21 protein-coding genes are annotated in these 20,535 nt (G+C 73.6%); 2 read left to right on the top strand and 19 right to left on the bottom strand.

What is annotated here, in order from left to right; genetic code table 11:
* The first annotated feature begins 86 nt into the window (after positions 1-86).
* Positions 87-575, top strand: a complete 489-nt coding sequence (locus JUB12_RS01165) for a hypothetical protein (protein ID WP_205697788.1) — start codon at positions 87-89, stop codon at positions 573-575.
* A gap of 321 nt (positions 576-896) precedes the next feature.
* Positions 897-1,805: a TIGR01777 family oxidoreductase gene (locus JUB12_RS01160; protein WP_205697787.1), complete on the top strand. Its 909-nt coding sequence runs from the start codon at positions 897-899 to the stop codon at positions 1,803-1,805.
* A 187-nt stretch (positions 1,806-1,992) separates the two neighbouring features.
* On the opposite strand, the gene JUB12_RS01155 is transcribed toward JUB12_RS01160, so the two are convergent.
* The 19 genes from JUB12_RS01155 to hisIE form a co-directional block, all read right to left on the bottom strand.
* Complete coding sequence (locus JUB12_RS01155) at positions 1,993-2,202, bottom strand: hypothetical protein (protein ID WP_205697786.1); 210 nt, start codon at positions 2,200-2,202, stop codon at positions 1,993-1,995.
* Between the two features lie 3 nt (positions 2,203-2,205).
* Positions 2,206-2,952 carry an ABC transporter ATP-binding protein gene (locus tag JUB12_RS01150; protein ID WP_205697785.1) on the bottom strand — a complete coding sequence of 249 codons (747 nt, stop codon included), beginning with the start codon at positions 2,950-2,952 and terminating at the stop codon, positions 2,206-2,208.
* Positions 2,949-3,740 (bottom strand): ABC transporter ATP-binding protein, encoded by a 792-nt coding sequence (locus JUB12_RS01145; protein ID WP_205697784.1) that lies wholly within the window; start codon positions 3,738-3,740, stop codon positions 2,949-2,951. The genes JUB12_RS01150 and JUB12_RS01145 overlap by 4 nt, the downstream gene beginning before the upstream one ends.
* A complete protein-coding gene (locus tag JUB12_RS01140) occupies positions 3,737-4,915 on the bottom strand; it encodes a branched-chain amino acid ABC transporter permease (protein WP_205697783.1) in 1,179 nt (392 codons plus the stop codon). The genes JUB12_RS01145 and JUB12_RS01140 overlap by 4 nt, the downstream gene beginning before the upstream one ends.
* Positions 4,912-5,955 (bottom strand): branched-chain amino acid ABC transporter permease, encoded by a 1,044-nt coding sequence (locus JUB12_RS01135; protein WP_205697782.1) that lies wholly within the window; start codon positions 5,953-5,955, stop codon positions 4,912-4,914. The genes JUB12_RS01140 and JUB12_RS01135 overlap by 4 nt, the downstream gene beginning before the upstream one ends.
* A 60-nt stretch (positions 5,956-6,015) precedes the next feature.
* Positions 6,016-7,254 carry a branched-chain amino acid ABC transporter substrate-binding protein gene (locus JUB12_RS01130; RefSeq protein WP_205697781.1) on the bottom strand — a complete coding sequence of 413 codons (1,239 nt, stop codon included), beginning with the start codon at positions 7,252-7,254 and terminating at the stop codon, positions 6,016-6,018.
* A 160-nt stretch (positions 7,255-7,414) separates the two neighbouring features.
* The gene (locus JUB12_RS01125) at positions 7,415-7,579 is read right to left on the bottom strand and encodes a hypothetical protein (RefSeq protein ID WP_205697780.1); all 165 of its coding nucleotides are present in this window, start codon (positions 7,577-7,579) and stop codon (positions 7,415-7,417) included.
* A gap of 45 nt (positions 7,580-7,624) precedes the next feature.
* Positions 7,625-8,440 carry a tryptophan synthase subunit alpha gene (gene trpA, locus JUB12_RS01120; protein ID WP_241004378.1) on the bottom strand — a complete coding sequence of 272 codons (816 nt, stop codon included), beginning with the start codon at positions 8,438-8,440 and terminating at the stop codon, positions 7,625-7,627.
* Complete coding sequence (gene trpB, locus JUB12_RS01115; RefSeq protein ID WP_241004377.1) at positions 8,437-9,627, bottom strand: tryptophan synthase subunit beta; 1,191 nt, start codon at positions 9,625-9,627, stop codon at positions 8,437-8,439. The genes trpA and trpB overlap by 4 nt, the downstream gene beginning before the upstream one ends.
* Entirely contained in the window at positions 9,624-10,295 is a 672-nt protein-coding gene (locus JUB12_RS01110; RefSeq protein WP_205697779.1) for a phosphoribosylanthranilate isomerase, read from the bottom strand. The genes trpB and JUB12_RS01110 overlap by 4 nt, the downstream gene beginning before the upstream one ends.
* A 42-nt stretch (positions 10,296-10,337) precedes the next feature.
* A complete protein-coding gene (locus JUB12_RS01105) occupies positions 10,338-11,546 on the bottom strand; it encodes a S1C family serine protease (RefSeq protein ID WP_205697778.1) in 1,209 nt (402 codons plus the stop codon).
* A gap of 63 nt (positions 11,547-11,609) precedes the next feature.
* Entirely contained in the window at positions 11,610-12,398 is a 789-nt protein-coding gene (gene trpC, locus JUB12_RS01100) for an indole-3-glycerol phosphate synthase TrpC (RefSeq protein ID WP_205697777.1), read from the bottom strand.
* Positions 12,395-13,423: an anthranilate phosphoribosyltransferase gene (trpD, locus tag JUB12_RS01095; RefSeq protein ID WP_205697776.1), complete on the bottom strand. Its 1,029-nt coding sequence runs from the start codon at positions 13,421-13,423 to the stop codon at positions 12,395-12,397. The genes trpC and trpD overlap by 4 nt, the downstream gene beginning before the upstream one ends.
* 18 nt (positions 13,424-13,441) lie before the next feature.
* Complete coding sequence (locus JUB12_RS01090; protein WP_205697775.1) at positions 13,442-14,872, bottom strand: glycosyltransferase family 2 protein; 1,431 nt, start codon at positions 14,870-14,872, stop codon at positions 13,442-13,444.
* Positions 14,869-15,900 carry a HEAT repeat domain-containing protein gene (locus JUB12_RS01085; protein WP_205697774.1) on the bottom strand — a complete coding sequence of 344 codons (1,032 nt, stop codon included), beginning with the start codon at positions 15,898-15,900 and terminating at the stop codon, positions 14,869-14,871. Before JUB12_RS01085 ends, JUB12_RS01090 begins: the two co-directional genes overlap by 4 nt.
* Positions 15,897-17,837, bottom strand: coding sequence for a response regulator (locus JUB12_RS01080; RefSeq protein ID WP_205697773.1), 1,941 nt, complete (start codon positions 17,835-17,837; stop codon positions 15,897-15,899). Before JUB12_RS01080 ends, JUB12_RS01085 begins: the two co-directional genes overlap by 4 nt.
* A 43-nt stretch (positions 17,838-17,880) precedes the next feature.
* The gene (locus tag JUB12_RS01075) at positions 17,881-18,453 is read right to left on the bottom strand and encodes an aminodeoxychorismate/anthranilate synthase component II (protein ID WP_205697772.1); all 573 of its coding nucleotides are present in this window, start codon (positions 18,451-18,453) and stop codon (positions 17,881-17,883) included.
* Between the two features lie 11 nt (positions 18,454-18,464).
* Positions 18,465-19,922: an anthranilate synthase component I family protein gene (locus JUB12_RS01070; RefSeq protein ID WP_205697771.1), complete on the bottom strand. Its 1,458-nt coding sequence runs from the start codon at positions 19,920-19,922 to the stop codon at positions 18,465-18,467.
* Positions 19,906-20,502 carry a bifunctional phosphoribosyl-AMP cyclohydrolase/phosphoribosyl-ATP diphosphatase HisIE gene (gene hisIE / locus JUB12_RS01065; protein ID WP_205697770.1) on the bottom strand — a complete coding sequence of 199 codons (597 nt, stop codon included), beginning with the start codon at positions 20,500-20,502 and terminating at the stop codon, positions 19,906-19,908. Before hisIE ends, JUB12_RS01070 begins: the two co-directional genes overlap by 17 nt.
* Positions 20,503-20,535: the final 33 nt, after the last annotated feature.

Here is a 20,535-nt window from a genome sequence, read left to right as displayed (position 1 = left end):
GTGGGCGGGACCTCCCTCCGAGGGGCTCGTCTTGAGAGGCGACAGCGCACGACGCGCGTCGCCACCACACCTCAAGGAGCCCCCTCATGACCCGCAAGACCTTCGCCTCCGTCGCCGCCCTGGCCTCCGCCGTCGCGGTCGTCCCCGCGACGTCGGCCCTCGCCCAGTCCGACGCGCCGACCACCGTGGAGTCGCTCGAGGTCGTGTCGGCCTTCGCCTACGTCGAGCGCGACCTGCCCGGCCCGAAGGACTACGTCCGCGTGGTCGTCAAGACCGCCGACGAGCTGCCCCGCCGCTTCGACGGGATGATCCGCGCGGGCGGCGCGCTGGACGGCGTCCAGCACTCGATGGGCTCCGTGCGCACCGCCGCCGGCAAGGCGACGCGCTGCTACGCGTTCCTGGCCGAGATCAAGGACGGCAAGGTCCGCGGCACGGCGAAGAAGGCGTCGATCGGCTCGAAGCACACCGTGAAGGTGAGCGCCCGCGGCACCAGCGGCGACCTGCACGACACGATCTCCGTGACCCTGCGCAAGGAGCGCAAGGGCGACGGCTCGGGCAAGGCGCTCGGCTGCTGAACGGACCCTGGACGCACGAAGCGCGCCCGATGGGCGCGCTTCGTGGACCAGCTGTCGGGCCTGCGGATGGTCCGTGACGGCAGGGCCCCGTCGCGGTCCTCCTGGCCTGGCGCGGGGGCTGCTGGTTCCCCACGACGCCTCCATCAGACTTCCCCCTGTCACACCTAGCCACAGGGGCTGGTGGGCGCTCAGGAACTTAGTGGACGCTCGCGTGCATTTCAAGATCGCGGCCAGGCTCCACGGGTGGTCCGCACGGGTAGTCCGCGGGTAGGGTCGACGCCTGATGATCCTCGAGCAGCGGGCGTTCCGTAGGTCGTGCACATGCGCGTGACCGTCACTGGTGCCACCGGCCTCATCGGCTCCGAGCTCGTGCGCGTGCTGCGCGCGCGGGGCGACGAGGTCACCGTCCTGAGCCGCTCCGCGCAGCGGGCCGAGCAGCAGCTCGGCGACGTCGAGGCCCACGACTGGGACCTCATGGGCGAGCCCGCCCCGGCCCCCGCGCTCGAGGGCCGCGACGCCGTCGTGCACCTCGCCGGCGAGAACGTCGCCCAGCGCTGGAACGCCGCCGCGAAGGAGCGGATCCTCGAGTCGCGCGTCACCGGGACGCGCCACCTCGTCGACGGGATCCGCGCGGTCGCGTCCAAGCCGGCGACGCTCGTGACCGCCTCGGGCAGCGGCTTCTACGGCCCCCACGGCGACGAGGTGGTCGACGAGACGGCCCCGGCCGGCGACGACTTCCTCGCCGAGGTCTGCATCGGCTGGGAGCGCGAGGCGCGCAAGGCCGAGGAGCTCGGCGTCCGCGTGGCGATGGTGCGCACGGGCGTCGTCCTGTCCAAGGAGGAGGGCGCGCTGAAGAAGATGCTCCTCCCCTTCCGCCTCGGGGTCGGCGGCCCGGTCGCCGGCGGCCGCCAGTACTTCCCGTGGATCAGCCTGGCCGACATCATCGGCCTCTACCTCGCTGCCCTCGACGACCCGTCGTTCTCCGGCCCGATCAACGGCAGCTCGCCCGAGCCGGTCACCAACGGCCAGTTCTCCAAGGCCCTCGGCCGGGTCCTGCGCCGCCCCGCCTTCGCCCCCGTCCCCGGCTTCGCGCTCAGGGCGCTGTACGGCGAGATGGGCTCGCTCGTGACGACCGGGGTCCGGATGGTGCCCGGGCGGGCGAGCGAGCTCGGCTACGCCTTCGAGGACCGCGAGGTCGAGGCGGCGCTGCGCAAGGCGCTGGGGACGTAGGCGGGGCGCTCCCGGCCGGCCTCGGCGCGCTGCGCGGGGCGTCGGGGTCGGCGGTGCAGCGTTGAGGGTCGTAGCGCCCATGAAGTCCGCGCGGTCGGAGGTTCCGGCGTCCTCCCCCCTCGCTGCCCCACGGCGCCCGCCCGCGTCACCAGACGCGCGAGCACGGAACGCCGGCGCGGCGTCGCCCTCAGGCCGTCGGCAGCTTGCGCCGCGGCACGACGAGCCACGCGAGGACGGCGACGACCGGCAGGACCATGCCCGTCCCCAGGCCCCACTTCTCCGGGTAGCCCTTGCGCTTGGCGATCTCGGAGGTCGCGATGGCCGAGGCGAGCCAGAGGTAGAGGAAGAGGAGCGCCTTGGCGCCGATGTCTGCGGCGAGGAGGAAGCCGATGTCCATGGTTCAGTGGCCCAGGTAGGCGGCCTTGACGCGCTCGTCGGAGCGCAGGGCCGAGGAGGCGTCGGACAGGGCCACGGTGCCGGTCTCCAGCACGTAGCCGCGGGCGGAGACGTCGAGCGCGTAGTTCGCGTTCTGCTCCACGAGGAGGATCGTCACGCCCTGGGCGTTGATCTCGCGGATGATCTCGTAGATCTTGTCGACGATCACGGGCGCGAGGCCCAGCGACGGCTCGTCGAGGAGCAGGAGCTTGGGCCGGGCCATGAGCGCGCGGCCCATCGCGAGCATCTGCTGCTCGCCGCCCGACATGGTCCCGCCCTTCTGGCGCTCGCGCTCCTTGAGCCGCGGGAACAGCTCGTAGACGCGCTCGACGTCCTGGCGGATCTCCTTGGTGTCGCGCCGGGTGAACGCGCCCATCTCCAGGTTCTCGAGGACGGTCATGCGCGGGAAGATCCGCCGGCCCTCGGGCGAGTGGGCGATGCCCATCGCCGCGATCTGGTGGCCGGGCGTCCCGGTGACGTCCTGCCCGTCGAAGCGGATGCGCCCGAGCTTCGGCGGCACGATGCCCGAGATCGAGCGCAGCGTCGTGGACTTGCCCGCGCCGTTGGAGCCGATGAGCGTGACGATCTCGCCCTCGCGGACCTCGAGCGAGACGCCCTTGAGCGCCTGGATCGCCCCGTAGAACGTGTGGATGTCCTCGACCTCGAGGACCTTCCGCGTGCCGTTGGTGCCGGCTGCCGGGGTCGCGCTCATGCCTGGCTCCCGAGGTAGGCCTCGATGACCCGCGGGTCCTCCCGGACCTCCTTGGGCGAGCCCTCGGCGATCTTCTCGCCGTGGTCGAGCACGGTGATGTGGTCCGAGACGTTCATGACCACCTTCATGTCGTGCTCGATCAGCAGGACCGAGACCCCCTGCTCGCCGCGGAGCTTCTCCATCAGCGCGCGGAGCTCCTCGGACTCCTGCGGGTTCATGCCGGCCGTCGGCTCGTCGAGCAGGAGCAGCCGGGGGTCCGACGCGAGGGCGCGCGCGATCTCGAGCCGCCGCTGGTCGCCGTAGGGCAGGTTCATCGCCAGCTCGCCGTGGCGCTTGAGGCCGACGAAGTCCAGCAGCTGCCGGGCCTTGTCCTTGGCCTCGCGCTCCTCGCGGCGCACGAACGGCGTGCGCAGCACCATGCCGGTGATGCGCGAGCGCAGGCGCGGGTGCATCCCCACCTGCACGTTCTCGATCGCCGTCATCGTCCGGAACAGCTTGATGTTCTGGAACGTGCGGGCGATGCCCGCGTCGGTGATCTGGTCGGGCCGCTTGCCCGTGAGGTCCTTGCCCTCGAAGACGACGCGGCCGGTCGTGGGCTTGTAGAGCCCCGTCATGCAGTTGAAGAACGTCGTCTTGCCCGCGCCGTTGGGCCCGATGAGCGAGACGATCCCGCCCGCCGGGACGGCGAAGTCGACGTCGTTGACCGCCACGAGGCCGCCGAAGACCTTCGACACGTTCGTGGCCTGCAGGACCGGGGCGGTCGCCGTGGTGCTCTCCTGGACGCTCATGCCTTCGGACGCACCTCGATGACCTCCTCGGCCGCCACGGCGGACGCCACGTCGTCGGCGACCGCCTCCTCGTGCAGCTCGAGCCTTCGTCTGCCGGAGGGCAGGAAGCCCTCGGGCCGCAGCACCATCATGATCACCAGGAAGAACCCGAAGATCCCGAAGTTCACCGACGTGACGTCGAAGTCCAGGCCGATCGACTCCGGGATCCCGTTGAGCTCCTTGAGCAGGAAGCGGTCGACCATCGACAGGGCGACGGCGCCGATCACGACGCCCCAGATGTTGCCCATCCCGCCGATGATGACCATGCAGAGGATGAAGACGGAGAACCCGAACTCGAACTGGTCGACGTTGACCGTGTTCTTGTAGGTCGCCAGGAACGCGCCCGAGAAGCCGCCGAGCGCCGCGCCGATGGCGTAGGCCCACAGCTTCGTGCGCACGAGGTTGATGCCCATGGCCGAGGCCGCGACCTCGTCCTCGCGCACCGCGATCCACGCGCGGCCCAGCCGCGAGTCGCGCAGCCGCCGGTTGACGAACAGCACCAGCAGCACCATCACGAGCGCGACGTAGTAGACGGGCTCGAGCTCGAGCGGGTACGCCAGCGGCGTCTGGCCCGGCAGGAACGAGATCTTGTCCACCGGGGTGATGCCCTGGCGGCCGTTCGAGATGCCCTCGAAGTTCTCGAAGATGCGCGGGACGATCTCGCCGAAGGCGAGCGTCACGATCGCCAGGTAGTCGCCGCGCAGGCGCAGCGTCGGCGCACCGAGCAGCGCACCCCACAGCGCGGTGAACGCCGCGGCCGCGATCAGGATGATCACGAAGTTGAGGTGGATGCCCGGGAGGTTCTCGGCGACCTTGTTGGTGAGGACGTGGATGCCCTCGCCGCCGTTGACCTCCGCGAAGTGCAGCGAGCCCAGCCAGCCCATGACGTAGGCGCCGATGGCGAAGAACGCCACGTAGCCGAGGTCGAGCAGGCCGGCGAAGCCCACCACGATGTTCAGGCCCAGGGCCATGATGATGTACGCCAGCGAGTTGATGCTGGCGTCCAGCAGGTCGGAGCTGACCATCGCGGGGTACGCGATGGCGAGGGCCAGGAACACCAGCGCCCAGACCCAGTCGGGCACCGCCGACCGGACCGTGCGCAGGGTGCTCCCGACGTTGCCGAGGACCGCGGTCATCCCTCTCGCGTCTCCTCGCCGAACAGGCCCTGAGGCCGGAAGACCATGATGAGGATCAGGACGCCGAAGACGATCACCGGCGTCCAGCGGCCGCCGGCGTGCGTGTCGCCCAGCGCCTGGATCACCCCGATGATCAGGCCGCCCGCCACCGCGCCCTTGAGGTTGCCGATGCCGCCCATGACGGCGGCGGTGAAGGCGATGAGGCCGGCGGTGAAGCCCTGGTTGAACTGGATCGTGCCGTTGTAGAGGGCGTAGATCATCCCCGCGGCGCCGGCCAGCAGGCCGCCGAGCAGGAAGGTCAGGCCGATCGTCCGGTCGACGTCGATGCCCATGAGCCGCGCGGCGTCCGGGTCCTGCGCGGTGGCGCGCATGGCCTTGCCGTAGCGCGTGCTGCCCACGAACCACAGCAGCGCGACCAGCAGCGGCACCGTGACCGCGACGGCGAAGATGTCCGAGCGCACGATCGTGACGTCCAGGAGGGTGAAGACCTCCTTCTGGGAGCGGATCAGGTCGGGCGTCGAGTCGGGCGTGCCGCGCCAGAGCAGGCCGACGTTCTGCAGGATGAAGCTCATGCCGATCGCCGTGATGAGCGGCGCGAGCTTCGGCGCCCCGCGCAGCGGCCGGTAGGCCACCCGCTCGATCATCACGTTGAGCGACCCGCTCACGAGCATCGCGGCGCCGAGGCCGACGGCCATCGAGCCGACGATCACCAGCAGGCTGCTGGCGGCGCTGACCTCGAACGTCTGCCAGACCGAGACGGCGACGAACGAGCCGATCATGAACACCTCGCCGTGGGCGAAGTTGATCAGCTCGATGATGCCGTAGACGAGGGTGTACCCGAGCGCGATGAGCGCCCAGATCGTGCCGTTGGACAGGCCCGTCTTGATGTCGACGAGCGTCTGGGTGAAGTCGGTGGCCAGGAAGAAGACGAGCGCGCCGCCGAGGATCACCCAGAGGATGTTGTCCAGGACGAAGTCGCCCGCGGACCGCCCCGGCGTCCTGCTCGCCGGTCCGGTCTCTGGCAGGGATGCAGCTTCCATGTGCAGTGCCGAACCGGAGAGGGCGGGCCGTGTGGCCCGCCCTCTCGTGGCTCAGCGGTCTCAGGTCTGGGCCTTGAGGACCTTGTCGAAGACGAGCTTGCCGTCCTTGACCACGTCTGCGCCGTAGTCGCTCAGCGTGGTGTCGCCGTTCTCGTCGATCGAGTACTTGCCGAGCACCGAGTCGCGGTCCTTGGTCTGGAAGAACGCGTCGATGACGGCCTGCTTGTCGTTGCCCTTGTCGCCCGCCTTCTCGATGGCCAGGAGGACGACCTTCATCGCCTCGTAGCCGTAGATGGCGTACGGCTCCGGAGCCGCCCCGTACTTCTCCTCGTAGGCCTTGAAGAACTCCTGCCCGGTGGTCGGGTAGAGCTTCGGGTCGAGGGTCGGGTTGGTGATGTAGGTCATCTTCTCGACCTCGGCACCCAGCTTCGAGGTGAAGGGCGACTCAGCGACGCCGTCCGGCCCGAAGAGCTTCACGCTCGGGTTCTGGGCGTGGACGTCCTTGAACAGCTGGACGCCCTTGTTCTGGGTGATGCCGCCGAAGAACATGCAGTTCGCGCCGGAGGACTTGACCTTCTGGGCCAGCGAGCGGAAGTTCGCGGCCTTCGTGTCGATGCCCTCGTTGGCCGCGATCTCGAGGCCCTGCTGCCCGGCGATCTGCTCGACCTGGTCGGCCAGGCCCTTGCCGTAGACCTCCTTGTCGTTGAAGACGTAGGTCTTCTTGCAGCCCTCGTCCTTCTGGAAGGTCACCTGGGCGGCGGCCTGGATGTGGTCCGCCGGGACGACGCGCCCGAAGGTGCGCTTGCCCGAGGGGTAGTACTTGTCGGGCTCGCCGGGGGCGGCGCCCTCCTTGCGGGTCAGGCCGGCCGCGGTGTTCGACGGCGAGACCTGCAGGATGCCGGCCTGGTTGAGGACCGGGATGGAGATGGCCGAGGCGCCCGAGTTGAACTCGCCGATGTAGGCGATGGTCGACTTGTCCTGGGCGGCCTTGCGGGCGTTGGTGGAGACCTGGCCGGCCTCCCACTTGCCGGCGGACGCGGTCGCGTCGTCCAGCGAGGTGTACTTGATGGTGAAGTTCCCGACCTTGCCGCCGCTCTCCTCGAGCGCCAGCTTGATGCCGTTGACGACCGACTGCGACTGCGGGCGGCTGTCGCCCTGGAGCGGCAGGCTCGAGTAGACGGTCAGCGACGTGCTGCCGGAGTCTCCGCTGCCAGAGCTGGCGGAGCCGCCCTCGTCATCGTCGCCGCAAGCGGCGACCCCGAACGAGAGCGCAGCAGCGAGGCAGCCCCAGGCTGCCACGTTCCGTGCGCGCAAAATCCCCTCCTCAAGGGATCGGTTCCAGAAGTGGGCGCGATCCTACGCATCGCGTGGGCGAATCGCAAAGGACAGCCTGGATGACCGTGCCTGGTCAGGAATGCTGACCAGGCGGTTAGGGAGGCGAACTGCCTCGGACGGCGCGCTACGCCGAGCGGTTCTGCGGCATGTAGCGCGCCAGCATGCGCACGCCGACGACCACGAGCATGATCGCCCCGGCCAGCAGGAACGCGTCGAGCGCCTTGACGTCCAGCGACCACAGGACGAGCCAGACGACGAAGGCGAGCGTGGTGACGATGGCGGAGCCCATGAGGAGGCGGATCCTAGCGACCGGCGGCCCGGAGACGCCTCGTCGTCAGGGCTCGTCGCGCAGGGCCCGCGCGAAGCCCGCGACGAGGTCGCGGACCGCCCTCGCCTCGTCCCCGGAGGGGGCGGCCTCGGCCACCGCGCGGACGAGCCGCGAGCCGATGATCACGCCGTCGGCGCCGGCGTCGGCGGCCGCGCGCGCCTGGGCCGGCGTGCCGATGCCGAAGCCCAGCGCGACGGGCACGTCGGTGTGCGCCTTCGCGCGCGCGAGGACCGCGGCCACGTCCTGGTCGCCGCTGCGCTCGCCGGTCGTCCCCGTCACCGAGACGGTGTAGAGGAACCCGCGCGCGCGGGAGCCGACGAGCGCGAGGCGGTCGTCGGGCGTCGTGGGGGCCACGAGCGGCACGAGCGCGAGGCCCGCCGCGTCGCAGGCCTCGAGCACCGCGGGCGCCTCCTCGACCGGGAGGTCGGGGACGATCAGGCCGCTGCCGCCCGCGTCGGCCAGCCGCTTGGCGAACGCCTCGGGCCCGCGCGCGAGCACGAGGTTGGCGTAGCACATGAGCACCACGGGCACGCGCGGCGCCAGGGCCTCGCAGAGCTCGAGCACGCCGTCGGTGCGCACGCCCGCCTTGAGCGCCGCGGTGCCCGCGGCGTGGATGACCGGCCCGTCGGCCAGCGGGTCGGAGAACGGGACGCCGAGCTCCACGAGGTCGGCCCCGCCGTCGGCGTAGGCCTCCCCCACGGCCTTGGAGCGCGCGAGGTCCGGGAAGCCGCCCATGAGGTAGGGCATGAGCGCCGCGCGGCCTGCCGCGCCGGCGAAGGCGTCGGCGATGCGCTGGGCGCCGGCGCCCACCGTCGCGCTCACGAGCGGGTCTCCAGGCGATCCAGCACCTGGGCGAGGTCCTTGTCCCCGCGCCCGGACAGGCACAGCACGTCGCACTGCGAGTCCGTCGGCGCGTGCAGGACGTGGAAGAACGCGTGCGCGGTCTCGAGCGCCGGGATGATGCCCTCGAGCGCCGTGACCTCCTGGAAGGCGGTGAGCGCCTGCTCGTCGGTGACCGCGACGTAGCGGGCGCGGCCCGCGTCGCGCAGCCACGCGTGCTCCGGCCCCGAGCCGGGGTAGTCGAGGCCGGCCGAGATCGAGTGCGCCTCGGAGATCTGGCCCTCGTCGTCCTGGAGGATGGCGCTGAGCGACCCGTGCAGGACGCCGGGTCGCCCGCCGACCGTCAGCGGCGCGCCATGGCGCCCGGTCTCCAGGCCGTCGCCCGCCGGCTCGACGCCGAGGAGCTCGACGCCCTCGTCCTCGACGAAGGCCGCGAACATCCCGATGGCGTTCGAGCCGCCCCCGACGCACGCCACGACGCGGTCGGGCAGCGCGCCGCGGCGCTCGAGCAGCTGCGCGCGGGCCTCGTCGCCGATCACCCGCTGGAGGTCGCGCACCAGGGCCGGGTACGGCGCCGGGCCGGCCGCCGTCCCGAGGATGTAGTGGGTCGTCGCGACGTTCGTGACCCAGTCGCGGATCGCCTCGGAGACCGCCTCCTTCAGCGTCCCCGTCCCCGCCTCGACCGGCGAGACCGTCGCGCCCAGCAGCTCCATGCGCTGGACGTTGGGGTGCTGGCGGCGGATGTCCTCGACGCCCATGAAGATCACGCAGTCCAGGCCCAGCAGCGCGCACGCCGTGGCGGTCGCGACGCCGTGCTGGCCGGCGCCGGTCTCGGCGATGATCCGCGGCTTGCCCATGCGCTTGGCCAGCAGGACCTGGCCCAGCGCGTTGTTGATCTTGTGCGCGCCGGTGTGGTTGAGGTCCTCGCGCTTGAGCCAGACCTCGCGGCCGGCCAGCTCGCTCAGCCGCCGCGCCTTGTACAGCGGCGACGGGCGCCCGACGTAGTCGCGCAGCAGCTCGTCGAGCTCTGACCGGAAGGCCGGGTCGCGGCGGGCGGCCAGCCACTCGGCCTCGAGCTCGGCCAGCGCCGGCATCAGCGTCTCCGGGACGTACTGGCCGCCGTAGGGCCCGAAGCGGTGCTCGAGGCCCTGCCCCTGCGCGGCGCTCACGCCACGACCTCGGCCGACGCCGGCCGCGCCGGCGCGGTCGAGCGGACCGCCGCGGCGAAGGCGTCGAGCTTGGCGTGGTCCTTCACGCCGGGCGCGGACTCGACGCCGCTGGCGACGTCGACCGCGAACGGCTTCACGGCCCGGATCGCCTCGGCGACGTTCTCCGGGGTCAGCCCGCCCGAGAGCACGAGCGGGACGTCGGAGCGCCGGCCGCGCAGGACCGACCAGTCGAAGGTGTGGCCCGTGCCGCCCGGCAGCGCCGGGTCGTGCGCGTCGACCAGGTGGTAGGCGACCGAGAAGGCGGCGAGCCGGTCGACGTCGCCCCGGGTCTGGACGCGGGCGGCCTTGAGGACCTTCGTGCCCGTGCGACGCGCGACCTCGTCGGCGTAGCGGGGGCCCTCGTCGCCGTGGAGCTGCACCATCGTCAGCCCCACGGCCTCGGCGATGGCGACCACCTCGTCGAGCGGCTGGTCGACGAAGACGCCGACGAGCTCGACCTTGCGGCGCAGCGCGCGGCCGATGCGCTCGGCCTCGTCCAGCGCGACGGCGCGCTTCGAGGCCGGCCAGAAGATGAGGCCGATCGCCCAGGCCCCCGCGTCGACCGCGTGCTGCGCGTCGTCGAGGCGGGTCAGGCCGCAGAACTTGATGCGGGGGGCGTCGTCCGTCACGCCCTCCATCGTAGGGCCGCGCCTGCGCGCGCCGCGCGCGGGCTAGCCGCCCTGGACCGTCGCCGGCCGCTGGGCCAGCTTGACCGTGAGCTCGCGCTCGTCGCCGCCACGCACCACGGTGAGCTTGACGGTCTGGCCCACGCGCTTCTCGCCGACGACCCGCGCGAGGTCCTCCTGGCGCTTGACGGCCTTGCCGTCGACCTCCGTGACGATGTCGCCGCCCAGCACGATCTGCTCGCCGTCGAGCTGCGCCTGGATCGTCCCGGCCTGGAGTCCCGCCTCGTCGGCCGGGCTGCCGGGCGTCACGGACTGCACGAGCACGCCGCTGTCCACGGGCAGGTCGAGCGCCGCGAGGCTGCCGTCGATCGTCAGGCCGCCCACGCCCAGGTAGCCGCGCTCGACCTTCCCGGACTTCTCGAGGTCGGGGATGATCCGCTTGGCGGTGTCGATCGGGACGGCGAAGCCGATGCCGACGTTGCCGTTGGAGCCGCCACCGGTCTCGATCTGCGAGTTGATGCCGATGACGCGGCCCGCGGCGTCGATGAGCGGGCCGCCGGAGTTGCCCGGGTTGATCGCGGCGTCGGTCTGGATGACGTCGGAGATCGCGAAGCCATCAGGTGCCGTGATGCGGCGCTGCAGCGCGCTGACGACGCCCGTCGTGAGCGTCCGGTCCAGGCCGAACGGGTTGCCGATGGCGATCGTCGGGTCACCGACCTGGACGTCCCTGGAGGAGCCCAGCGGCAGCGGCCGGAGGTCCAGGCCCTCGGGGTCGACGCGCAGCAGGGCGAGGTCGGTCGAGGTGTCCTGGCCGACGACCTTCGCCTTGACCGTGTGCTTGTCGGCGAACTGGACCGCCACGGTCTTCGTGCCTTCGACGACGTGGGCGTTCGTGAGGATCTCGCCGCGGCGGTTGATGACGAAGCCGGTGCCGGTCGAGGTCGAGCGCTGCTGGGACGGGTACAGGTCGAACGGGCTCTGGACCTGCTCGACGCGCTCGGCCTTGATGAAGACCACGCCGGGCGCGTAGCGCTCGTAGATGTCCGAGGGGGTGAGGCCGTCCTCGGCGTTGACGCGGTTCGACGCGGCGACCGGGGCCTGCTGGACCACGGTGCGCGTCGTCGCACCGCCGTCGTCGTCCAGGAGCGTGATCGCCCCGGCGGCGACGACGCCGCCGATGACGGCGGAGAGGAGGAGCGGCAGCGCCGAGGGGACGCGCCGGTGCGACGTGGGGCTCTGGTCAGGCTGCTGCATCGGGACGCGCTCCATCGTGGCGCCGGTGCCTAAAGCGTGTGTGAGCGGTGGATTGCGCTGCGCTCAACGCGGGCCGAGGCCCAGGAGGTCGCGCAGCGCCGCCTCCGGCTCGGGCGCGCGCATGAGCCCCTCGCCCACGAGGACCGCGTCCACGCCGACGCGCTCGAGGTCCTCGAGCTGCTCGCGGGTGCGGATGCCCGACTCCGAGACGACGGTCTTGCCCGCCGGCACGTCGGCCAGCAGCTCGTAGGTGCGCTGGACGTCGACCGAGAAGTCGGCGAGGTCGCGGTTGTTGATGCCGATGATGTCCGCGTCGAGCGTCTCGAGCGCGCACTCGAGCTCCTCCTCGTCGTGGACCTCGACGAGGACGTCGAGGTCCAGTGCGCGGGCCTCGCGGTGCAGGAGCTGGAGGTCGTCCGGGTGCAGCGCGGCGACGATGAGCAGCACGGCGTCGGCGCCGGCCACCGCCGACTCGACCACCTGGTAGGGGTCGACGGTGAAGTCCTTGCGCAGGATCGGCAGCCGGCTGGCGGCGCGGGCGGCCTCGAGGTCGTCCAGCGAGCCGCGGAAGTGCGGGCCCTCGGTGAGGATGCTCAGCGCCGCGGCCCCACCGGCCTCGTAGGCGGTGACGATCTCCTCGACCGTCGCGCCGGCGCGGATCTCGCCCGCCGAGGGGCTCGCGCGCTTGTGCTCGGCGATGACCGAGACGCCGGGGCGCAGCAGCGCCTCGGAGAACGGCCGGTCGTCGGGGCGGCCGTGCAGCCGCGCCTCGAGGTCGGCGAGCGGCACGCGCTCGCGCCGCCGCCGCACGTCCTCGCGCGTCGCGTCGACGATGCGGTCCAGGACGCTCACGCCGCGAGCTCCCCGCTCAGGCGGACGTAGGCCTCGAGCGCCTCGCGGGCCCGGCCGGACCGCACGGTCTCGCGCGCGAGCTCGACGCCGTCGGCGATCGAGTCCGTCTTGCCGCCCGCGTAGACCGCGGCGCCGGCGTTGAGGAGCGCGAGGTCGGCCTCCGGGCCCTCCACGCCGGCCAGGATGGCGGTCGTCGTGGCCGCGTTCTCCTGCGGCGTCCCGCCGCGGACCGTGTCGCGGGGCACCTGTGCGAGGCCGGCGTCCTGCGGGGTGACCACGTAGCGGCGCACCCCATCGCCGTCGACCTCCACCACGTGGGTGGGGCCCGACGTGCTCATCTCGTCCAGCCCATCCTCGCTCGACACTACCAGCGCCCTGTCGGTCCCCAGGCGGCTCAGCGCACCCGCCAGGACGTCCACGTACCCGAGGTCCGAGACGCCCACCACCTGGCGTCGCGCGCCGGCGGGGTTGGTCAGGGGACCGAGGAAGTTGAAGATCGTGCGGACGGCGAGCTCCTTGCGCACGGGGACCACCCAACGGGTCGCCGCGTGGTGGGCGGGGGCGAACATGAAGCCGAAGCCGACCTCGTCGATGCAGCGCCCGACGGCGTCGGCACCGAGGTCGATGCGGGCGCCGAGCGCCTCGAGCACGTCGGCCGAGCCGCTGAGGCCGGTCGCCGAGCGGTTGCCGTGCTTGGCCACGGCGCAGCCCGCGCCGGCGGCGATGATCGCGGCGGTCGTCGAGACGTTGAACGTCGGCCGGCCGCCGCCGGTGCCGGCGGTGTCGACCAGGTCGCCGCGGGCGGTCTGCACCGGGGTCGCGAGCGCGCGCATCGTGCCGGCGAGGCCCGCGATCTCCTCCTCGGTCTCCCCCTTCGTGCGCAGCGCGATGAGGAACGCGGCGATCTGCGGCTCGGAGGCGTTGCCGGCCATGACCTCGGCGAGGACCGCGCCGGCCTGCTCCCGAGACAGGTCCTGGGCGGAGGCGAGCGCGTCGATGGCCGCGGTGAGGACGTCGTTGGGCACGGCGAGGAGGCGGGCAGCCTACCGACTGCTCCCGCCGGAGCCGGGGCCGGCGGGCTCGGAGGCGCCGAAGCCCGCGCGCGTCATCTCGCCCCACGACTGCGAGCCGCGCAGCCAGCTGACGATGCCGCGCAGCCGCCACAGCACCGTGAGCTGGCGGTAGCCGAGCGGCTCGACGAGCGCCCACGGCAGCAGCCGCAACCGCTCGCGCGCCCCGCCGAACGAGTGGTAGGTGAGCTCGTCGAGCAGGATCGTCGCGGTCGTCAGCAGCAGGCCGAGTCCGTAGGCGACCAGGAGGAAGAGGGCGGCGAAGTCCCAGTCGATGCCCAGCACGGCGACCTCCGCGAGCAGCAGGACCAGGCCCGCCGCCTCGACCACGGGCGCGAGGAGCTCGAAGAGCAGGAAGGCCGGCATCGCGACGAGGCCGAGCGTCCCGTAGCGCGGGCGCAGCAGCGTGCCGCGGTGGCGCCAGAGGACGTCGGCCAGTCCGCGGTGCCAGCGGTCGCGCTGGCGACCCAGGACCCGCAGGCTCTCCGGGACCTCGGTCCACGCGACCGGGTCGGCGACGAACACGACGCGCCGCGGGCCGTCGGTCTCGTGGCCGTGGCGGCGCAGGCGGGCGACGAGCTCCATGTCCTCGCCGACGGTCCCCTCCTCGTAGCCGCCGATGGCCAGCGTCGGACCGCGGCGGAACAGCCCGAAGGCGCCGGAGATGATGATGTTGCCGCCCAGCCGGTTCCAGCCGACGCGGCCCGGCAGGAACGCCCGGAGGTACTCGACGGCCTGCATCGCCGCGAGCGGCCGGCGCGGCATCCCCGCCTGGACGACGCGCCCACCGCGGACCTGGGCGCCGTTGACCGGCCGGATCGTCCCGCCCGCGGCCACGACGCGGTCGTCCTCGAGGAACGGGCGGACCATCTTCAGCAGCGCGTCGGGGTCGATGATCGTGTCGGCGTCGATCGCACAGGCCAGCTCGCCGCTGGCGACGCACAACCCGCAGTTCAGGGCGTCGGCCTTGCCGCCGTTGGCCTTGTCGACGACGACGAGGCCGGGTGCCCGGCGCGAGCGGAGGATCGCGCGGACCTCCGCGGTGGGGATGACGCGCCGGAAGACCGGCAGGACCGGCTCGAGCTCGAAGGCCTCCCGCAGGACCTCGAGCGTGCGGTCCGGCGAGCCGTCGACGACCACGACGACCTCGAGCTGCGGGTAGCCGAGGCCGAGCAGCGAGCGGGTGCTCTCGACGATCGTCGCCTCCTCGCCGTAGGCCGGGGCCAGCACGGAGATGCGCGGCGCCAGCGCCGACGAGCGCAGCGCGTCGAGGTCGGCCATCCACGTGACCGCGTGGTGGCGACGCAGGTCGAGCGCGCTGAGCACGAGCAGGAGGCCGAGCAGCCCGTTGACCGCAGCGAAGTAGGCGAGGACCGCCGCCTCGACCCAGTCGACGAGGCTCACCCGACGCGCTCCTCGTCGAGCACGAGCCGGGCCATGTCGGCGGCGAAGCGGTCCGCTGAGCCCAGCGCGCGGCGCAGCACGAGGGTCCCCGCCCCGCCGAGCTCGCGCAGCGCGAGGCCGCTCGCGCGGCGCACGTCCCAGGAGCGGTCCTCGAGCAGCGCGCCCAGCCGTGGCGCCAGCCGCCACGCGCCGGTGCGCCCGCACGCGGCCGCGGCCGCGGCGCGCACGTCGGCGTCCTCGTCGCCCAGCGCGCCCTCCAGGACGTCCACCTCCCCCGCTCCGCCGAGCACCGCCGTGGCCCGGACCGCGGCGGCGCGGACCTCCGGCTCGGGCGCGGTCGTGTGGGCGCGCACGGGGTCGAGCAGGACGCTGCGGTCGGCGAGCGCGGCCGCCACGACGAGCAGCGGCACGAGCTGCGCTCCCGCGACGCGGTCCAGCGCGGCGGCGACCGCTGGCGCGGCGCGCGGGCCGACCCGGACCACGGCGTCGGCGGCGGCGAAGCGCGTCAGCAGCGCGGGATCCACCAGACGGGCGACGAGCGCCTCCACCGCGCGACGGTCGCCGTGGCGAGCCACCCACGCCGCGGCCTCCGCACGGACCTCGGGCGACGGGTCGTCGAGCAACGCGGGAACCACGCCGGCGCCGCCGCCGACGCGGGTGAGGACGCGCAGCGCCCGCAGCCGCCGCCAGGGGCGCAGCGCGCGTGCCCGGCGCTCGAGGCGCGCCTGCAGACCGGCGCGGCGGCCGATGGCGGTCACCGTGCGCGCGGCGCGCCCGCTCACGGCGTCGGCGACCTCCACCAGGAGCGTCGTGGCCTCGGCGGAGGGCAGCGCCCGCACCGCGTCGACCGCGCCGTGCGGCGCGCCGGCCGCGATCGCGGCCACCGACGCGTAGCGGGCCTGGGCGACCTTGGGGCCCAGGACGCGGGCCCGCAGCCAGCGGCTGCCCATGTGGGCGAGCGTGGCGAGGACGACGAGCCCGACGAGCGCCGCTTCGACCAGCAGGACCGGGACGAGCAGGTCGCTCACGCCGACAGCGCGCGGCGCACGCGTTCGACGAGCACGGGGACGCTGAACGGCTTGGCGACGTGGTCCGACGCGCCGGCGCGCATCGCGGTGATGACCTCGGCCTCGCCGCTGCGGCCGGTGAGCATCACCACCCTCGTGCGCGGCAGCGTCCCGGCCTCGCGCATCCGGGCCAGGACGCCGAGGCCGTTCGTGCCCGGCAGCTCCCAGTCGAGCAGGACGACGCGCGGCAGCGACGCGCGGGCGTCGCCGAGGCGCTCGGCGGCCTCCGTCCCGTCGGCGACGTGCTCGACGCGCAGGCCCAGGCCCTCGAGCGCCTGGCGGACGATCGCCGCCGCGACCATCGAGTCCTCGACCACGAGGACGTCCGCCGCCGGCGCCGCCGGCGGACCGGCCGCCTCGACGATCCGCCCGCCGCCTGCCTGGCGCGCCTCGCGCAGCGCCTCGTTGGCGGCGTCGACGAGCGCCGGAGCGGTCGTGCCGGCGCCGGGCAGCGCGGCGACGCCGGCCGACAGGCGCAGGCGGGTGCCGGCCGGCGCGCCCGCCGGCTGGAGGCCCTCGGCGTCGCGCGCGACCTGCTCGAGGCGCTGCACCGCGGTCGACGGGGCGAGGTGGCGCCCGGCGACGAGGAACTCGCCGCCGCCCCAGCGCGCGACGACGTCCTCCCCACGCAGCGCCGCGGCCACGAGTCGCGCGGCGGCCGCGACCACGGCGTCCCCCGCCGCGCGGCCGTGCACCGCGTTGAGCTCGCCCAGGCCGTCCACGGCCACGATCGCGACCGCGAGCTCGTCGCCGTGCACGACCGCACGCTCGACGAGGCGGCCGAGCCGGCGCAGGCCCACGACCTGGCGCGGCAGGCCGGTCAGCGGGTCGCGGTCGCCCTGCCGGCGCACCGCCCGGGCGCGCGCCAGCCGGTTGTGGAGCACCGCGCGCAGCGTGGCGTGGGCCGAGGCCTGCTGGTCGACGACGTCGTCGGCACCGGCGACGAGCGCGTCCTCGACCGCCGCCTCGGGCGGCGCGAGGACGACGACCGGCAGCGCGGCGGTCTGCGGCGCGAGGCGCAGCCCGCGTACCCACGACAGGGCGGTCTGCCAGCCGGTGCGCGCGTCGATGACGAGGAGGTCGGGCGGCGCGAGACCCAGCTCGGCGTGGTCGGCGTCCGGGCTGCGGTGCTCGGCGGTCCCGCCGGAGGCGGTCAGGGCGGCGTCGACCGCGCCGGCCAGCGACGGGTCGCGGCCCACGACGGTGACCCGCGCGCCCTCGGCGGGGTCGTCGTCCAGCGCCGCCAGCGCCGTCGCGGCGAGCTCGCGGTCGGCCAGGCCGAGCGGGACGTGCGCGGCGGCGACGGGCGTCTGCTCCCCCGGACCGGCGGCGGCGACGACGGCGCTGCCCGCCTCGAGGGCCCGCGCGGTCAGGGCCTCGGCCCCCGGTCCCGTCGCCGCGGCCCCGAGCAGGAGGACCACGTCGGGCCGGCGGTCGCCCGCGAGACGCTCCGTGGCGGCCGTGGCGTCGACGGCCTCCGCCCGCGCGCCCAGGCCGGCCGCGGCCTCGACGAGCGCCGCCGCGCGGCCGGGTTCGCCGCCGACGACGAGCACCGCCTCGGTGGGCCGGCGCCGGTCGGCCGCGGGCCTGCCGTCCTCCGGCGCCGTGGGCGGCGTGGCGGGGACGCGGTCGTCGCCGACCTCGTCGAGCGCCTGGCGCAGCGCGGTGGTCGCGTCCGCCAGCGAGGTCAGGCGATCGCCGAGCGGCAGGCCGTCCTCGAGCACCACGGCGAGGCTGCGCGCGCGCTCGGCGGCACCGGCGCGGCCCGCGGCCTCGAGGCTCTGGCAGAGCCGTCGCGCGTGGTCGGCCGCGCCGGCTCGCTCATGGGCACCGGGCTCGGCGCCTTCGAGCACGCCCAGCAGGAGCGCGTCGACGTGGTCGAGGTCGGCACCGGTCACCTGCCCGCCCCGTTACCCGGGGGCGGGCGCTCGTGAAGCCCGGTCAGTCCTCGCCGCGCAGGAAGTTGGCGAGCATGTCCTTGCCGCGCTCGGTCAGGACCGACTCCGGGTGGAACTGCACGCCCTCGACGGGCAGCTCCTTGTGGCGGATGCCCATGACGACGCCGCCGCCGCGCGAGGTGACCTCGAAGACCTCCGGCAGGTCCTCCTCGCGGACCACGAGCGAGTGGTAGCGCCCGACGGTGAGGGAGCCGCGCAGGCCGGCGAAGACGCCGCGGCCGTCGTGCTCGAGCGTCGTCGTCTTGCCGTGCACCGGCTCGTGGCGGATGACGGTGCCGCCGAACTCCTGCGCGAGGGACTGGTGGCCCAGGCACACGCCGAGCGTCGGGATGCCCGCCTCGGGGAAGCGGCGCATCGCCTCCTTGGAGACGCCCGCCTCGTCGGGGGTGCACGGCCCGGGCGAGACGACGACGCGGTCGGGGTCGCGCGCGAGGAGCTCGTCGACGGTCTCGACGTCGTTGCGCACGACCTCGAGCTCGGCCCCCAGCTCGCCCAGGTACTGGACGAGGTTGTAGGTGAACGAGTCGTAGTTGTCGATGACGAGGACCTTGGTCACGGCGCTTGCTCCTACGGCCAGTCGGGCTGCTTGGCCGCGAGCTCGATCGCGCCCTTCACCGCGCGGGCCTTGTTCGCGGACTCCTCGAACTCGTAGGCCGGCTTGGCGTCGGCCACCGTCCCGCCGCCCGCCTGGATGTGGGCGGTGCCGTCCTTGATCACGACGGTGCGGATGTGGATGCAGGTGTCGAGGTCGCCGGTGTAGCTCAGGTAGCCGATCGCGCCGCCATAGCCGCCGCGCTTGACCGGCTCGAGCTCGTCGATGATCTCCATGGCCCGGACCTTCGGCGCGCCGCTCAGGGTCCCCGCGGGGAGGATCGAGCGCAGCGCGGCGGTCGCGCCGATGCCCTCGCGCAGGCGGCCCGAGACCGACGAGACGATGTGCATGACGTGCGAGTAGCGCTCGATCGCCATGTAGCTGTCGACCTCGACGCTGCCGAAGTCGCACACCCGGCCGAGGTCGTTGCGGGCGAGGTCGACGAGCATCACGTGCTCGGCGCGCTCCTTCTCGTCGGCCAGCAGCTCGGCGGGGTCCGCGTCGATGGGCCGCGTCCCGGCGATGGGACGGGTCGAGGCGCGCCGGCCGCTGACGGTGAGCAGCGGCTCGGGTGAGGCGCCGGCGACCTGGAAGTCCAGGAAGTCCAGGAAGTACATGTAGGGCGACGGGTTCACGACCCGCAGCCCGCGGTAGACGCTGAACGGGTCGATGCCCTCGAGGCCCGCGCTCCAGCGCTGGGACGGGACGACCTGGAAGGCGTCGCCCGCGTGGACGTACTCGACGATGCGCTCGACCATGCCCTCGAAGCGCTCGCGCGGCATGTTGGACTCGAAGGTCGGGACGGCGCGCGGGCCGCGACGCTCGGCGACCTGCGGCACGGGGCCGGCGAGCAGCGCGCGGGCCTTCTCGATCGTCGCGACCGCGTCGGCGTACGAGCCGTCGACGTCGTCGGCGCTGACGTTCACGAGGATCGTGACCGTGTGCTTGAGGTGGTCGAAGACCACGAGCACGTCGCTGAGCATCAGCGCCATGTCGGGCAGGCCGAGGACGTCCTCGTTGGGCGGGCCGAGCGTCGTCTCGACCGTGCGGACGAGGTCGTAGCCGAAGAACCCCACGGCGCCGCCGGTGAAGGGCGGCGCGTCGGCGAACGGCGCCTGGCGCAGCGCGGCGGCCCGCTCGGCCAGGGCGTACGGGTCGCCCTCGTCGCCCAGCGACCAGCGCAGGACCGAGCGGGGGCGGATCCCGATGAAGCTGTAGCGCCCGACGCGCTGGCCCTGCTCGGCGGACTCGAGCAGGAACGCCGGGGTCTCCGGCTTCTTGCCGCGCAGCTTGAGGAACGCGCTGACCGGCGTCTCGCAGTCGTCGATGAACGTGTGGCGCAGCGGGACCAGGTCGTGGTCGCGCGCGAGCTCACGGACCTCGTCGAGGCTGGGCTCGACGGCCAGCGCCTGGGTCTCAGCGGCGGCGCTCACGGAGCACCTCGGCGGCGGCGCGCAGGGACCGCCCGCGGCTGCGCAGCAGCACGAGCAGGTGGTACAGGACGTCGGCGGCCTCGTTGTCGACGCGGTCGTCGGTCTCCTCGCGCGCGGCGCGGGCGACCTCCTCGGCCTCCTCCTGCACCTTCTCGCCGATGAGCGCCGGGTCGTCGAGGAGCTGGACGGTGTACGAGCCGGCCGGGCGGTCGCGCTGGCGGTCGCCCAGCGTGCGCTCGAGGCTGGGCAGGACCTCGTGGGGCGCCTGCGGCTCGAGGTCGCCGGTGAAGAAGCACGTGCGCGCGCCGGTGTGGCAGGCGGGACCGGCGGGCTCGACGAGCGCGAGCAGCGCGTCGCCGTCGCAGTCCAGGCGCAGGGCCCGGACGGCCTGGGTGTTGCCAGAGGTCGCGCCCTTGTGCCAGAGCTCGTCGCGCGAGCGCGACCAGAGGTGCAGCTCGCCGGTCTCGCGGGTCCTCGCCACCGCCTCGGCGTTGGCGTAGGCCAGGGTCAGCACCTCGCCCGTCGTCCAGTCCTGCACGACGACGGGGACCAGGCCGCGCTCGTCGTACGCGATCTCCATCGGACCGGGCAGTCTACGAGGCGTCCGGTGGGT

It is taken from the genome of Conexibacter sp. SYSU D00693 (assembly GCF_017084525.1).
Lineage (GTDB): Bacteria > Actinomycetota > Thermoleophilia > Solirubrobacterales > Solirubrobacteraceae > Baekduia.
Note: the sequence above shows the minus strand (reverse complement) of the source record. Positions and strands in the feature narration are given on the sequence as shown.